Annotated in this window: 15 protein-coding genes; 9 read left to right on the top strand and 6 right to left on the bottom strand. The window is 43.7% G+C overall.

The window, feature by feature from the left end:
* Positions 1 to 16: 16 nt before the first annotated feature.
* Both HNQ84_RS02050 and HNQ84_RS02045 read right to left on the bottom strand, forming a co-directional pair.
* The gene (locus tag HNQ84_RS02050; protein ID WP_435620972.1) at positions 17 to 142 is read right to left on the bottom strand and encodes a DUF3941 domain-containing protein; all 126 of its coding nucleotides are present in this window, start codon (positions 140 to 142) and stop codon (positions 17 to 19) included.
* Between the two features lie 29 nt (positions 143 to 171).
* Positions 172 to 1,035, bottom strand: coding sequence for a DegV family protein (locus HNQ84_RS02045; protein WP_435620971.1), 864 nt, complete (start codon positions 1,033 to 1,035; stop codon positions 172 to 174).
* 87 nt (positions 1,036 to 1,122) lie between these two features.
* Between HNQ84_RS02045 and HNQ84_RS02040 the strand changes: the two genes are divergently transcribed.
* Positions 1,123 to 1,956, top strand: coding sequence for a YitT family protein (locus HNQ84_RS02040; protein WP_183240477.1), 834 nt, complete (start codon positions 1,123 to 1,125; stop codon positions 1,954 to 1,956).
* Between the two features lie 24 nt (positions 1,957 to 1,980).
* On the opposite strand, the gene HNQ84_RS02035 is transcribed toward HNQ84_RS02040, so the two are convergent.
* The 3 genes from HNQ84_RS02035 to HNQ84_RS02025 form a co-directional block, all read right to left on the bottom strand.
* Positions 1,981 to 2,154: a DUF3813 domain-containing protein gene (locus HNQ84_RS02035; protein WP_183240475.1), complete on the bottom strand. Its 174-nt coding sequence runs from the start codon at positions 2,152 to 2,154 to the stop codon at positions 1,981 to 1,983.
* Position 2,155: 1 nt separating this feature from the next.
* Positions 2,156 to 2,308 carry a hypothetical protein gene (locus HNQ84_RS02030; protein WP_167338088.1) on the bottom strand — a complete coding sequence of 51 codons (153 nt, stop codon included), beginning with the start codon at positions 2,306 to 2,308 and terminating at the stop codon, positions 2,156 to 2,158.
* A gap of 88 nt (positions 2,309 to 2,396) precedes the next feature.
* The gene (locus tag HNQ84_RS02025) at positions 2,397 to 3,203 is read right to left on the bottom strand and encodes a Cof-type HAD-IIB family hydrolase (protein ID WP_435620970.1); all 807 of its coding nucleotides are present in this window, start codon (positions 3,201 to 3,203) and stop codon (positions 2,397 to 2,399) included.
* Between the two features lie 107 nt (positions 3,204 to 3,310).
* Between HNQ84_RS02025 and HNQ84_RS02020 the strand changes: the two genes are divergently transcribed.
* Positions 3,311 to 4,066 (top strand): alpha/beta fold hydrolase, encoded by a 756-nt coding sequence (locus tag HNQ84_RS02020; RefSeq protein ID WP_435620969.1) that lies wholly within the window; start codon positions 3,311 to 3,313, stop codon positions 4,064 to 4,066.
* A 130-nt stretch (positions 4,067 to 4,196) separates the two neighbouring features.
* Here the strand turns inward: HNQ84_RS02020 and HNQ84_RS02015 are convergent, their stop codons facing one another.
* Entirely contained in the window at positions 4,197 to 4,880 is a 684-nt protein-coding gene (locus tag HNQ84_RS02015) for a Crp/Fnr family transcriptional regulator (RefSeq protein WP_435620968.1), read from the bottom strand.
* Between the two features lie 173 nt (positions 4,881 to 5,053).
* Between HNQ84_RS02015 and argC the strand changes: the two genes are divergently transcribed.
* The 7 genes from argC to argF are packed head-to-tail and all read left to right on the top strand — an operon-like array spanning position 5,054 to position 14,399.
* Positions 5,054 to 6,079, top strand: a complete 1,026-nt coding sequence (gene argC, locus HNQ84_RS02010) for an N-acetyl-gamma-glutamyl-phosphate reductase (RefSeq protein ID WP_435620967.1) — start codon at positions 5,054 to 5,056, stop codon at positions 6,077 to 6,079.
* Between the two features lie 14 nt (positions 6,080 to 6,093).
* On the top strand, positions 6,094 to 7,320 hold the full coding sequence (argJ, locus tag HNQ84_RS02005) for a bifunctional ornithine acetyltransferase/N-acetylglutamate synthase (protein ID WP_435620966.1): 1,227 nt from the start codon (positions 6,094 to 6,096) through the stop codon (positions 7,318 to 7,320).
* A gap of 11 nt (positions 7,321 to 7,331) precedes the next feature.
* On the top strand, positions 7,332 to 8,090 hold the full coding sequence (gene argB / locus HNQ84_RS02000; RefSeq protein WP_435620965.1) for an acetylglutamate kinase: 759 nt from the start codon (positions 7,332 to 7,334) through the stop codon (positions 8,088 to 8,090).
* Positions 8,087 to 9,244 (top strand): acetylornithine transaminase, encoded by a 1,158-nt coding sequence (gene argD, locus HNQ84_RS01995; RefSeq protein WP_435620964.1) that lies wholly within the window; start codon positions 8,087 to 8,089, stop codon positions 9,242 to 9,244. Before argB ends, argD begins: the two co-directional genes overlap by 4 nt.
* A gap of 49 nt (positions 9,245 to 9,293) precedes the next feature.
* Positions 9,294 to 10,361, top strand: a complete 1,068-nt coding sequence (locus tag HNQ84_RS01990) for a carbamoyl phosphate synthase small subunit (RefSeq protein WP_435620963.1) — start codon at positions 9,294 to 9,296, stop codon at positions 10,359 to 10,361.
* On the top strand, positions 10,354 to 13,458 hold the full coding sequence (carB, locus tag HNQ84_RS01985) for a carbamoyl-phosphate synthase (glutamine-hydrolyzing) large subunit (protein WP_435620962.1): 3,105 nt from the start codon (positions 10,354 to 10,356) through the stop codon (positions 13,456 to 13,458). The genes HNQ84_RS01990 and carB overlap by 8 nt, the downstream gene beginning before the upstream one ends.
* The gene (gene argF / locus HNQ84_RS01980) at positions 13,455 to 14,399 is read left to right on the top strand and encodes an ornithine carbamoyltransferase (protein WP_435620961.1); all 945 of its coding nucleotides are present in this window, start codon (positions 13,455 to 13,457) and stop codon (positions 14,397 to 14,399) included. Before carB ends, argF begins: the two co-directional genes overlap by 4 nt.
* Positions 14,400 to 14,466 lie beyond the last annotated feature (67 nt).

Raw genomic sequence — 14,466 nt, 5'->3', positions numbered from 1 at the left:
GCGAGCATCTTTTTCTTTACAAATGATTCGTTTCTTTTGAGTAGGCGCGTTTGCCAGATTGACGGTTTTTTTCGCGCTCCATATTTTTTTCGTGTCGTTTGGCATTATTGTCTTTTGCTTTTTTGTCGTTATCGCTCGTCATATTCTTGCCCCCTTTGAAAAGTAGTGTAATCATTGCTCGAGTTGTTTATTCAAGAAAAAGAGGGCGATCGTGCCTGGACCAGCATGCGCTCCGATGGCGCCGCCAATTTCAGAAATGAAAAATTGTTTACAACCGAACGTTTCTTCAATCATCGCTTTTAGTTCGAGCGCCGTTTGTTCATCGTCGCCGTGACTAATGCCGATGAGCTGGTTTTGCACGTCTGCTCCGCGTTCTTGCATGAGTTCGACCATGCGCTTCAGTACTTTTTTCCGTCCGCGTACTTTTTCAATCGGAATTAATTTTCCGTCCTCGACGTGAAGAAGAGGTTTAATGTTTAATACTCCACCGACAAACGCGGCTGTTTTGCTGACGCGCCCGCCACGTGCTAAATATTGCAAATCATCGACCGTAAAAATATGTTCCATATGGCGACAATACGTTTCAATGGTTGTCACGACATGTTCATACGACATGTCGCTTTCAGCTAGTTCAACCGCTTTTTTTACGACAAGTCCAAGCCCGAGTGAGGCGCATTTCGAGTCGATGACCGTCAATTTTGCGTGAGGGTATTGTTCAAGCACATCGTTTTTTATCATGGCAGCTGTTTGATACGTACCAGATAAAGCAGAGGAAAAGGCAATATAAATAGCAGGGATGTTTTCTTTGGCGAATGTCGTAAATAGCTCTTCCATTTGTGACGGTTTCGCCTGCGACGTTTTCGGCACGTCTCCATTGCGCATCGCATCGTACACTTGCTTTGGTTGAACGGTTAGTTGGTCGTCGTAGTCGCGGTCGTTTATATGTACAGCTAACGGTAAAAAAGCAATTTGTTTTTCTTGTATAAAAGAAAGTGGCAAATCGCACCCGCTATCCGCTATAATTTTAATATTCATTTCCATCACCCCTATGTATGTACTTATTTTAAGTGTAGCGATTATGATGAAAAAAAACAATCTTAGTGCTTTGTAGGAGGATGTTCTGTGGACGTAAAAAAACTATTTGTCGTGATCATCGGTGGATTATTAAACGCCATCGGCATGAATTTATTTTTAATTCCAGCGAACGTATATACGAGTGGGTTTGCTGGAGCTGCACAGCTTATTTCTAAAGTTGTCGGCGACTACACACCTTATGCGATTTCGACAGGTTTGTTGCTTTTTTTATTTAACATTCCTGTCGCTATTTTAGGATGGAAAAAAGTAGGGAAGTCCTTTACGTTTTATAGCTTTTTGAGTGTTGTATTTATGTCGCTATTTCTCGAACTTATTCCCGTTCGTTCGCTTTCTGAAGACATTTTATTAAATGCGGTATTCGGTGGGGTCATTGCGGCTGTCGGAACGGGTTGGACGTTAAAATGGGGGGCGTCGACAGGAGGATTAGACATTATTGCACTCGTGTTGTCGCGCGTAAACGATCGATCTGTTGGGACGTACATTTTTGCGCTCAACTCGATTATTATTTTAACGGCTGGATATATGTACGGTTGGGAGAAGGCGTTATATACGCTCGTGACGTTATATGTGACAACGCGCGTCATTGATGCGATTCATACGCGCCATCAAAAATTAACCGCGCTTATTATTACGACAAAAGGGGAAGAGATGAAACAAGCGATCAAATCGCAAATGATTCGAGGCATTACTGTCATTCCAGCAAAAGGTGCATTTTTAAATGAGGATAAAGATATGTTAATGATTGTCATTACACGTTATGAGTTGTTTGATTTAAAACGCATTATTAAAGAAGTCGACCCGAAGGCGTTCACGAACATCATGCAAACGACAGAAGTCGTCGGGTTTTTCCGAAAAGAGTAAAAGCTGCGCACGCTGCGCAGCTTTTTACAACGTATCGAGTTCATCTTGTAAATCGTGTAGTTGTCTTCGCTCGGCGTCGTTGGCGTTCGCAAAAGCGGATGAGAGCGTATTTTTGGCGACAGCGATGGCACGTTCAGTGCGCTCTTCTTTTGCTTTGGCAACCGCTTTTTTCGCTTGTTGAAATAACGGATTCCCCATATTAAAAGCCCCCAAGATTTGCATGATCCGCTTTTTCTGCTTTGCGTCGTTCCGCTTCTTCATACGTCATATGATACGGAATGCGTTCATCATGTTTATACACGGCATCGGCACCTTGTTGAACGAAACGTTTTGATTTATTTCGTTTACCCACACGACATTCCCCCTTATTTGCCGCTTGTGACGCATATGGCGTCGCATATAGTTTGCACATATGACGCTACAATACGTGAGGGAATTTTTTATAACTTTAATAATGATTGCAAATAAACGGCGACACCGTCTTCTTCATTTGTTTTTGTTATATCATCTGCGACGGCTTTAAGCGGTTCAATCGCGTTGCCCATCGCAACGCCTACCCCTGCCCATTTTAACATCTCGATATCGTTATCTTCATCGCCAAAGGCGATGACGCGCTCGCGTGGAATGCCGTAAAAAGAAGCGATTTTTTCAAGCCCAACCGCTTTATGAATGCCCGTACGGACGATTTCGATGACGTGCCACGGGGCTGTCCAACTGCGGTGGTCAATGACGTTTGCGTGCACTTCTGACAAATATGTGCGAATACGATCGACGTTTTGTTCGTCAGATAAAATTAAAATGCTTGTCGGCTCTTTGCGTAAAATGTCACGCAAGTTTCCGATATATACGTTTGGGTTCCCTAAATTAAATAAATCAAGCAACTGTTCGTCATGTTCGTGAAAATAAACATCGTCCATCACTTCGGCTAAAATGTTGCGTACGTTGTACTTTCGGCTTACTTCAACAATTTCTCTTACCGTTTCTAACTGCAATGGCGTATGGTACATCCCCCAACTGTCGTCTTTCGGATGATGGACGAATGCGCCGTTAAAATTGACGATCGGCGTCGTTAAGCCGAGTTGTTCATAATACATTTTGCTGGCACGATACGGTCGTCCCGTCGCAATGACGACAATATGACCCGCTTGTTTTGCTTGTTGAATGACATCGTATGTACGATCAGAAATCGTTTTATTCTCTCTTAATAACGTCCCGTCTAAATCAAGCGCAATTAAATGTTGTTCCATCGTCGTTCCCCTTTTCGTTAAAATCGTTCGTTATTAGTGTATCGTTTTTCCAAAATATTTGTCTATATGGTAAGATAATGTTAAAACATAAACTGGGAGATGAGAACATGGTATCCATTATTCGTGAGTCGATCGCAAACGTTCCGTGTTTGCATGTAGTGAAAGAAGATGATAAACATCATATGCGCCCACTTGTCATTTTTATTCATGGATTTACGAGCGCGAAAGAGCATAATCTTCATTTCGGCTATTTGCTTGCCGAAGCTGGATATCGTGTCGTTTTGCCGGATGCGTTGTATCATGGGGAACGTCCAAATCCGCTTTCTGACAATGAATTACATTTGTCGTTTTGGGATATTGTGTTAACGACTATTCGCGAATTAGAACAAATAAAAAATGAGCTTGTGGCGCGAGAACTTGTTGATCCAAAGCGCATTGGCGTCGTTGGGACATCGATGGGGGGCATTGTGACGTTCGGTGCGTTGACGCAATATGACTGGATTCGCGTAGCAGGTTCGCTTATGGGAAGCCCGTGCTATCAAACGTTTTTTGATTTGCAATTGCAATTTGCCGAGCGAAAAGGGATGACGTTGCCGCTCTCTAAACAGCAACTCGACGCGTTACGCAACACATTAACGGCATACGATTTATCGCTACAACCAGAAAAATTAAACGGTCGTCCGCTTTTCATTTGGCACGGAAAACAAGATGACGTCGTTCCGTTTGAGTATACATACGCCTTTTATAAACAAATCGAGCCGTTTCATCAGCCGCTTACAATGCTAGTTGATGAACATGCGGGGCATAAAGTGACGCGCGAGGCGTTTTTACAAACGGTTCAATGGTTTGTCACACATTTATAAAAATATGTGATGAGCGTCACAAAAACATGGGTATTTATGAAATTGTAAATGCTGTTTATTTTGCGCTTGTTATCATGATCGTTTATTAATATCGTGCAAAACGGGTGTCTTCATTTTTTCGGACACCCGTTTATTTCATGTTACATATATCAATGGGGCAGCCTTCACAGCGAATTTCATCTTTTAAAAATTGCACATCGTGAATCGTGATTTTCCCTTTCTCGACGGAAATGATCTCAAGCTCTTTTAATTCTTTTAATAAGCGGCTGACGACTTCGCGGGCGCTGCCGCAAAAGTTGGCAAGCTCTTGGTTTGTCATTGGGAAGTCGATTAAAATGCCGTCGTCTGTTTCGACCCCATAGCTATTTGCTAACCGAATAAGTGTGGAATACAGTGCCCCTTTTTTTCCGTGTAAAATTAAATCGCGTATTTTCGTTTGCATCCGCTGTAATTGTAAATGAATCCATTGCATAAATTGCAACGCAAACACATGATCTATCAACAATTTTTCTTCGAGTTGCTGCTTGTTAATCACAGCTAACGTTCCTGTTTCCATCGTTTTTGCGCTGACGGTACATGTGCACGTCAACTGGAACGGAACGATCTCCCCAAACGCATCACCTTGTTCGCAAATGCGAAGCAACAGTTCGCGTCCTTCCTCGGTCGTTTTGCTTAATTGTACTTTTCCTTTGCATACAATATATAGCTCGTTTGTCGTTTCCCCTTCGCGAAAAATATATTCTCCTTTTTGTATGTCGATGATATGGTGAGGGAGGGAAAGAAGCTCGGATAAGGAGATCGGTTGAATTGTCATACGCTAACCACCTTCTGTTGTTATCTAATTCCATTAAAAAGAAAAATATATATGGCGTCAATAAAGGAAGTGGAAAAACGAAAAATATTTAAATATACATTTGATTTTATTTTTATGCAGTATTATAATGATAACTAAATTTATAAAATATACAGAAAGTGGGGAACGGTTTGATGAAAGTCTCCATTATTGGGGCGACAGGCTATGGGGGAATTGAGCTCATTCGCTTATTACAGCATCATCCGTATATGCGTGTCGCTTCTGTCCATTCATCTTCACAAAGTGGTGTTTCGCTACATGATGTATATCCGCATATGAAAGAACGTTTTGTATTGCGCGATATCCGAATCGACGAAGTGGAAGGAGAGCTCGTTTTTTTAGCGACGCCGCCGGGCGTATCGAGCGAATGGACGCCAAAATTGCTTGCGGCAGGATATAAAGTCGTCGATTTATCTGGAGACTTTCGTTTGCGCGATGGAAGCGTATATGCGAAGTGGTATAAAAAAACGCCACCGAGCGAAGAAGTGTTGAAACAGGCAGTATACGGTTTAACGGAATGGAATCGTGAACACATTGCGAAGGCGAATTTAATCGCCAATCCTGGATGTTATCCGACAGCAACGTTGCTCGGATTAGCGCCACTTGTCATTGAAAAATGGATTGTGCCGCATTCCGTCATCGTTGATGCGAAATCAGGCGTATCTGGCGCAGGACGAGGCGTTTCGCTTGGCGTTCATTTTGCAGAGACGAATGAAAATGTAAAAATATACAAAGTCAATACACATCAGCATATCCCAGAAATTGAACAAATGTTAGGTGATTGGAACGAACATATCGGACCGATGACGTTTAGCACGCATTTAATTCCGATGACGCGCGGCATTATGGCGACGATATATGTGGAAGCGGCGTGCATCGTATCGCTTGATAGAATGATAGAGTTATATAAAGAAACATATAAACATTGCCCGTTCGTGCGCGTTCGAGAAGCAGGGTCTTTCCCGTGTACGAAAGACGTGTACGGCTCAAACTATTGCGATATTGGGCTTGCTTACGATGAGCGAACAAACCGCATCACGATTGTGAGCGTGATCGACAATTTAGTGAAAGGGGCAGCGGGGCAGGCTATTCAAAATGCAAATGTGATATGCGGATTTGATGAACAAACGGGATTGACGTCAATGCCGATGTATCCGTAAATGGGGGGAGAAAAGTGAAAGTGAAAGAAAAAAAAGTAAAATATATAGCCGATGGAACGATTGTCACACCAAAAGGATTTCAAGCAGCAGGTGTGCATGCGGGCTTACGTTATACGAAAAAAGATTTAGGGGTGATCGTTTGTGACGTGCCCGCATCATGTGCGGCAGTATATACGCAAAACGTGTTTCAAGCCGCTCCATTGCAAGTAACGAAACAAAGCATCGCTGTTGAAAACAAGCTGCAAGCTGTCATCGTCAACAGCGCGTATGCCAACGCATGTACAGGCGAACAAGGATTAAAAGATGCGTACGAAATGAGAAAATTGTGTGCAGAGACGTTCGGGCTCCGTGAGCATCTTGTCGCTGTGGCATCGACAGGGGTGATCGGTGAATGTTTGCCGATGGAAAAAATTCGCGCGAGCATTCCAAAACTGAAACCGACGACGGAATGGACGGATGCGGTTGATTTTCAAACAGCTATTTTAACGACCGATCTTGTGATGAAAAAAACGTGCTATGAAACGATCGTAGACGGTCAAGTGGTGACTGTTGCAGGAGCGGCAAAAGGATCGGGGATGATTCATCCGAATATGGCGACGATGCTTGCTTTTATTACGACGGATGCAAACGTTCCGTCAGACGTGTTACAAGATGCGCTTCGTTCGATTACAAATGTGTCGTTTAACCAAATTACTGTTGATGGAGAAACGTCGACGAACGATATGGTCATCGTCATGGCGAGCGGATTAGCAGGCAATGAACCGCTTTCTCCTCAACATCCGGATTGGGAAAATTTTTATGAAGCGCTTCGTCAAACGTGTGAGCATTTAGCGAAACAAATTGCGCGTGACGGTGAAGGCGCAACGAAATTAATTGAAGCGCGTGTGAAAGGTGCAAAAACAGATGAAGAAGCAAAATGGGCAGCTAAACATATTGTCGGTTCGAATTTAGTGAAAACAGCGGTGTATGGGGCAGATGCCAACTGGGGAAGAATTATCGGTGCGATTGGTCATAGTGGTGCAACGATTAATCCAGATTGTGTTGACGTATGGATCGGTTCCATTCAAATGTTAAAGCAAAGTCAACCGATACCGTTTTCAGAGGAAGAAGCGAAAGCAGCTTTAATGGAAGATGTTGTCGTCATTACAGTCGATTTACATCTCGGTGAAGGAGAAGGTATTGCATGGGGCTGCGATTTAACGTACGACTACATTAAAATTAATGCGAGCTATCGCACGTAGGGGGGACGGTTGTGATTGTCATTAAATGTGGCGGCAGCGTACTTCATGAGTTATCTCCATCGTTTTTTACGAGCGTAAAGCAACTAAGAGAAAGCGGGCTTGATGTTGTTATCGTTCATGGCGGAGGACCGGACATTGGGCAGTTGTTGAAGGCGCTCAACATTCCATCTGAATTTGTCAACGGCTTGCGGAAAACGACAAAAGACGTGTTAGATGTTGTTGAAATGGTTTTAAATGGAAAGATAAATCAAACACTTGTTTCTCTTTTGCAAACAAACGGCATCCGCGCAGTTGGGTTATCAGGTGTGGATGATGGCTTGTTGCAAGCGAAACCAATTGATGTAAATACGCTTGGATATGTTGGGGAAGTGGTGCACGTTCATGCGAAAATTATGCATACGTTGTTGCGTCACGGATACGTGCCCGTCATTGCGCCAATCGGTGTAGATGAACGTGGGCAAACGTATAACATTAACGCAGATACAGCAGCAGCCGCTATCGCGCAGGCGCTTTCGGCTGATAAACTCGTTTTTGTCACAGATGTCGATGGCATTTTAAACAATGGAGAGGTCGTCAAAGAAGCAACAGCCCAAATGATTGAAGCGATGATTGCCGACGGAACGATTTCAGGTGGAATGATTCCCAAAGTAAAAGCCGCCCTTCATGCGCTCCACTCGGTTCAAGAAGTGGCGATTGTAAGCGGAAAAGCTCCATTTTATAAAGAAGGAACGTGGCGTGGAACGATGATGAAGAAAGAGGTGTATGTATGATTTTTCCTACTTATCAACGTTTTCCGATTACGGTTGCAAAAGCGGAAGGAACGAAAGTGATCGCGACGGATGGAAAACAATATATCGATTTTGTCGCCGGTATTGCAGTATGCAATCTTGGTCACCGTCATCCTGCTGTGCAACAAGCGTTAGAAGCACAGTTAAACGAAGTATGGCACGTATCTAATTTATTTCATCTCCCAATCCAAGAACAAGTCGCTTCCCTTCTTGTTCAACATTCCGTTGGCGATGCGGTGTTTTTTTGCAATAGCGGGGCGGAGGCGAACGAAGCGGCGATCAAGCTCGCACGTAAACATACAGGACGGTCGAAAATCATTACGTGTGAACAGTCGTTTCACGGACGCACATTTGCGACGATGTCAGCGACAGGGCAGGCGAAAATTCACGACGGATTCGGCCCTTTGTTACCGACGTTTGTGTATGTTCCGTTTAACGATATAGATGCTCTTCAGAGAGAAATGGATGAAACAGTTGCAGCTGTCATGGTTGAAGTTGTGCAAGGTGAGGGCGGTGTTGTCGTCGGAGAAAAATCATTTTTGCAGGCGGCAGAACAGCTTTGTCAAACGTATGGTGCGTTGTTCATTGTCGACGAGGTACAAACGGGCATCGGTCGAACAGGAACGTTGTTTGCCTACGAACAATTTGACATTTCACCAGATGTCATTACCGTTGCAAAAGGGTTAGGAAGCGGATTTCCTGTTGGAGCGATGATCGGAAAAAAACATGTCATTGCAACGTTTAGCGCGGGTGTGCACGGTTCGACGTTTGGAGGCAACGCCTTAGCGATGGCAGCAGCGAAAGCAACGCTTGAGATCGTCACTGAGCCTTCGTTTTTACAAGAAGTGCAGGAAAAAGGAATATATTTCAAGAAGAAATTAACCGAGCAATTAAAAGACATTCATCTTGTTCAAGATGTGCGTGGTTTAGGGTTAATGATCGGCATCGTATGTAGCGAACCAGTCGCAAACATTTTGCCTCATATTCATGAAAAAGGGTTGCTTGCCTTAGCAGCGGGATCGAACGTCATTCGTTTATTGCCACCGCTCATTGTGACGAAACAAGAGCTGGATCAAGCAACCGACATATTACAAGAAGCGTTAACATCATATGAACGCCATTTTTTATACGTATAAATGAATAAAAATTCTATTTGTTTAATAAACATTCGTTTGGGGTGTTGAAATGGACGCGTATTTACATTTACAAAACGGCAAAACGTTTATGGGGAAGTTAGAAACAACATGGACGGGAGATGTTACGGGAGAAGTCGTTTTTTTTACAGGGATGACAGGATATCAAGAAGTGTTAACCGATCCGTCGTATAAAAATCAAATCATCGTTTTTACGTATCCGCTCATTGGAAATTACGGGATTAATGAAGTCGACTTTGAAAGCAAACAGCCGCATGTGAAGGCAGTTATCGTTTACGAGGCAGAGGAGACAGGGTTTCATTACGAAGCGACATATAGTTTCAAACAATATTTGCAAAAATGGAACGTTCCGCTTCTCACTCACGTGGATACGCGGGCGGTTGTGAAGCAAATTCGTGAGCATGGAGCGATGCCTGCCGTCATTTCAACAAGTCGACAAGCGGTCGTGCATATGGAGGAACAAGCACCTGTTCCGCTTGTTAGCACATCGAAAATACAAACGTACGGAGAAGGTCATATGCATGTTGTTTTATTTGATTTTGGCTACAAAAAATCAATTGTTCAGTCGCTAATCGAGCACGGATGTCGCGTAACCGTCGTTCCGTACAATACGACGTTACAAACGGTAGAACAACTCGAGCCTAATGGGGTGCTGTTGTCAAACGGACCGGGGGATCCGAAACAGTTGTCACATCATTTGCCGAACATTTTATCGGTCATTGAACGCTACCCAACGCTTGCGATTTGTCTTGGACATCAGCTCGTGTCGCTTGCTTACGGTGGGGATACGGAAAAATTGCCGTTTGGGCATCGCGGAGCGAATCAGCCGGTATATGATGCGAAAACGAAAAAAGTTGTGATGACGTCACAAAATCACGGCTATGTCGTAAAAGCGGAAAGTTTAGTAGATACGCCGCTTTCCGTTCGCTTTATTAACGTGAACGACGGTTCGGTGGAAGGCGTCTGTCATGAAACGAAGCCGATTTTATGCGTGCAATATCATCCAGAAGCGCATCCGGGACCAAATGATACGCAATTTATTTTTGCCGAATTTGTCGACATGATGAAAGCAGCGAGAAAGGAGAAAGTGTATGCCTAAAGATACAACGCTTCGCTCGATTCTTGTCATCGGTTCAGGGCCGATCGTCATCGGGCAAGCAGCGGAGTTTGACTATTCAGGAACGCAAGGTTGTTTGGCATTAAAAGAAGAAGGATATCGCGTCATTTTAGTGAACAACAATCCTGCGACAATTATGACAGATGAGGTGCATGCGGATGCTGTATATTTTGAACCGCTCACCGTTGAAAGCATGGAGAAAATTATCGCAAAGGAGCGACCCGATGGGTTGTTGGCTACGCTTGGTGGTCAGACGGGACTGAATTTAGCATTTGCGCTGCATGAACGTGGTATTTTGCAAAAATATAACGTTCGTTTGCTCGGCACACCGATTGAATCAATTAAGCGCGGGGAAGACCGTGAAGCGTTTCGTGCGTTGATGTACGAATTAAATGAACCTGTGCCAGAAAGCGAAATTGTGACGACTGTTGAACAAGCGGTGCAATTTGCAAAACAAATTGGGTTTCCGATTATCGTCCGCCCGGCATATACGCTTGGTGGAACAGGTGGCGGAATCGCCAAAACGATGGAAGAGCTCGTCGACATTGTGACGAAAGGATTGCATGAAAGTCCGATTACGCAATGTTTAGTGGAACGGAGCGTTGCTGGTTTTAAAGAAATTGAATATGAAGTGATGCGCGATCATACAAATACGTGCATTACGATTTGTAACATGGAAAATATTGATCCTGTCGGCATTCATACGGGCGATTCGATCGTCGTTGCTCCGTCGCAAACATTGACCGATGTCGAATATCATATGTTGCGTTCAGCCGCCATTAAAATTATTTCGGCACTTGGTGTGGTTGGAGGATGTAACATTCAATTTGCGCTCGATCCGAAAAGTAAAAAGTATTATTTAATTGAAGTGAATCCGCGCGTGAGCAGGTCATCTGCGCTCGCATCGAAAGCGACAGGTTACCCGATTGCTAGAATGGCAGCGAAATTAGCGGTCGGCTATACGCTTGCAGAGCTCATGAATCCAGTGACCGGACATACGTATGCGAGCTTTGAACCTGCGCTCGATTATGTCGTTGTCAAATTTCCGCGCTTTCCGTTTGATAAATTTTCGTTTGCCGATCGTCGTCTCGGCACACAAATGAAAGCGACAGGAGAAGTGATGGCGATTGACCGCAATTTCGAGCGAGCGTTGCAAAAAGCACTTCATTCGCTTGAGTTAGACCATATTGGTTTATATTCACCAACCATTGCGAAACAGCCGACAAAGGCATTAATTAACATCGTAAAAAAGGGAGACGATCGGCGCTTTTTCGCGATATTAGAGCTGCTTCGACGCGGTATTTCAACGGAACAAATATATGAATGGACGAAAATCGACTTATACTTTTTAGCGCGTTTTGCCCAGCTTATTGCGCTTGAACAACAGGCGAAAGAAACGACGTTTTCCCTTATTGATGAACAAACGTTTCGAACGTTGAAAGAAAAAGGTTTTTCTGATGCGTATTTAGCTCATATATGGAACGTTGACGAAAAAGACGTACGTGAAAAAAGAAAAGCATACGGCATTGTACCAGCTTATAAAATGGTTGATACGTGTGCAGCGGAATTTTCGGCAGAAACATCGTATTACTACTCGACGTATTTCGGTGAAAGCGAAGTGCAAACGAGCGAAAAGCCGAAAATGCTTATTCTCGGTTCAGGTCCGATTCGCATCGGTCAAGGTGTTGAATTTGATTACAGTTCCGTTCATTGTGTGTACGCTCTGCAACAAGCAGGCTATGAAGCCATTTTAATGAACAACAATCCAGAAACAGTAAGCACCGATTTTACGGTTGCGGATCGTTTATATTTTGAACCGCTTACCGTTGAAGATGTATTGAATGTTGCAGAAGCCGAAAACGTTGAAGCGGTTATCGTGCAATTTGGCGGTCAAACGGCCATCAATTTAGCAAATAAGCTTGAAGCGTACGGCGTTTCGATCATCGGCATGAATAGCGATACGATCGATCAGTTAGAAGATCGCGAACGTTTTTATACGTTGCTTCGATCGCTTGACATCCCACATGTAAAAGGAACGATGGCAAACAATGAGGAAGAGCTTCAAATAAAAGTAGAAGAAATTGGATATCCGCTGTTGCTTCGTCCATCGTATGTCATTGGTGGACGAGGGATGCATATCGTTTACGATAAACAACAGCTTTTGGAACTTGTCGAGCAAGGTCTTGTATATCCTGTCTTAATTGACGAGTATATGCGTGCAAAAGAAGGCGAGCTTGATGCCATATGTGATGGATATGACGTATTTGTGCCAACGATCATTGAACATGTCGAAAAAACGGGCGTTCATTCTGGCGATAGTTATGCGCTATTGCCTGCCCAATCGTTTACGGAAGAAGAAAAAGAAAAAATGATCGACTATACGAAACGCATCACAAAAAAGCTTCATTTTAAAGGATTAATGAACGTTCAGTTTATTGTACGAGACGGGGAAGTGTACGTATTAGAAGTGAATCCGCGCGCCAGTCGAACTGTTCCGATTGTAAGTAAAGTAACAGGCGTGCCGATGGTTCAACATGCAACCAACGTATTGCTTGGGAAATATTTGTCGGAAGACGTCAAACAAACCGTTTTACTCCCGTATGTTGTCTTGAAATATCCGATATTTTCGACATATAAACTGCCTGGTGTCGATCCGCTCGTTGGACCAGAAATGAAATCGACAGGCGAAGGCATTAGCATCGCAAAAACGGTGCAAGAAGCAGCATTAAAAGCGTTTTATCCATATCTCATAAAGAAAAAAGAAGCGTACGACATATACGTCGATGCGCCAGAGCGTGCGAAGTCGCTGATTGAACAAGTGCGACAACAAGGATTAACGGTCGTAACAGATGAACCGTTCGAACAATGGGTCGCGAAAAAACAAGCGCTGGCGTTTGTTAGCTTGATGCGTGATGAACAAAGTGCGTGGCGAAGAAAACAAGCGCTCGCTCACCATGTGCTCGTGTTAACGGAAGAAGAAACGGCTCAATTGTTTTTACAAGCGTGTTCTGTCCAAGATTTTTCTGTTTGTTCGATTCAAGATTGGTTAAAAAATTTACGTGAAGTGGTGAGAAAATGAATATGACAGCAACGATTCAATTAAAAGGGAAAGATTTTTTAACATTAGCGGACTATTCAAAAGAAGAAATCGAGTATTTGCTTCATTTAGCGCTTGAATTAAAAGAAAAGCAACAAAACGGCGAACGTTATACGCCGTTAAGTGGCAAAACGTTGGCGATGATTTTTGAAAAACCGTCCACGAGAACGCGCGTCTCATTTGAAGTGGGGATGGTACAACTAGGTGGGCATGCGCTTCATTTAAGCAGTCGCGACTTGCAAATTGGGCGGGGAGAAACGATTGCAGATACAGCGCGCGTATTATCGGAATATGTCGATGCGATTATGATTCGCACATTTGAGCATGAAAAAGTAGAAGAACTGGCGCATTATGCGACGATTCCGGTCATTAACGGGCTAACAGATGATGATCATCCGTGTCAAGCGCTTGCCGATTTATTGACGATTTATGAAGTAAAGGGAAAGCTACAAGGGTTAAAGCTTGCTTACATTGGCGATGGAAACAATATGGCACATGCGTTAATGCTTGCGGCGGCAAAAGCGGGCATGGATTGTGCCATTGCTTCACCGAAAGGATATGAACCGAAAGAAACGATCGTAAAAAAAGCAAAATATATCGCCAGCGAAAGCGGAGCGACGATCGTTGTGACAAACGATCCGTACGAAGCCATCGCGCATGCGGATGTTGTATACACAGACGTATGGGCAAGCATGGGGCAAGAAGCGGAAGCGAACGAACGCATGCATATTTTCGCCCCGTTTCAAGTGAATGAAGCGCTCGTTCAACAAGCGAAACAAGACTTTATATTTTTACATTGCTTGCCAGCGCATCGGGGGGAAGAAGTGACGGAAGGTGTCATTGATGGAGCACATTCGTACATTTTCCAACAAGCAGGCAATCGCCTTCATGCACAAAAAGCGTTGCTCGTTTCATTACTGTAACAGTTGGATGTCCATCCGTTATTTCTCATCATGTTTACGAAGCAAAACGGACATATTATAAAATGAT

The organism is Anoxybacillus eryuanensis, from assembly GCF_051200995.1.
Lineage (GTDB): Bacteria > Bacillota > Bacilli > Bacillales > Anoxybacillaceae > Anoxybacillus > Anoxybacillus tengchongensis.
The sequence above is the reverse complement of the archived record's forward strand: the minus strand, read 5'-3'. Positions and strand labels throughout refer to the sequence as shown.

Bases quoted from the DNA above. Each gene is read 5' to 3' on its own strand.
- HNQ84_RS02050 (WP_435620972.1), bottom strand. From the start codon at position 142: ATGACGAGCGATAACGACAAAAAAGCAAAAGACAATAATGCCAAACGA.
- HNQ84_RS02045 (WP_435620971.1), bottom strand. From the start codon at position 1,035: ATGAATATTAAAATTATAGCGGATAGCGGGTGCGATTTGCCACTTTCT.
- HNQ84_RS02035 (WP_183240475.1), bottom strand. From the start codon at position 2,154: ATGGGGAATCCGTTATTTCAACAAGCGAAAAAAGCGGTTGCCAAAGCA.
- HNQ84_RS02025 (WP_435620970.1), bottom strand. From the start codon at position 3,203: ATGGAACAACATTTAATTGCGCTTGATTTAGACGGGACGTTATTAAGA.
- HNQ84_RS02020 (WP_435620969.1), top strand. From the start codon at position 3,311: ATGGTATCCATTATTCGTGAGTCGATCGCAAACGTTCCGTGTTTGCAT.
- HNQ84_RS02015 (WP_435620968.1), bottom strand. From the start codon at position 4,880: ATGACAATTCAACCGATCTCCTTATCCGAGCTTCTTTCCCTCCCTCAC.
- argC (WP_435620967.1), top strand. From the start codon at position 5,054: ATGAAAGTCTCCATTATTGGGGCGACAGGCTATGGGGGAATTGAGCTC.
- argD (WP_435620964.1), top strand. From the start codon at position 8,087: ATGATTTTTCCTACTTATCAACGTTTTCCGATTACGGTTGCAAAAGCG.
- HNQ84_RS01990 (WP_435620963.1), top strand. From the start codon at position 9,294: ATGGACGCGTATTTACATTTACAAAACGGCAAAACGTTTATGGGGAAG.
- carB (WP_435620962.1), top strand. From the start codon at position 10,354: ATGCCTAAAGATACAACGCTTCGCTCGATTCTTGTCATCGGTTCAGGG.
- argF (WP_435620961.1), top strand. From the start codon at position 13,455: ATGAATATGACAGCAACGATTCAATTAAAAGGGAAAGATTTTTTAACA.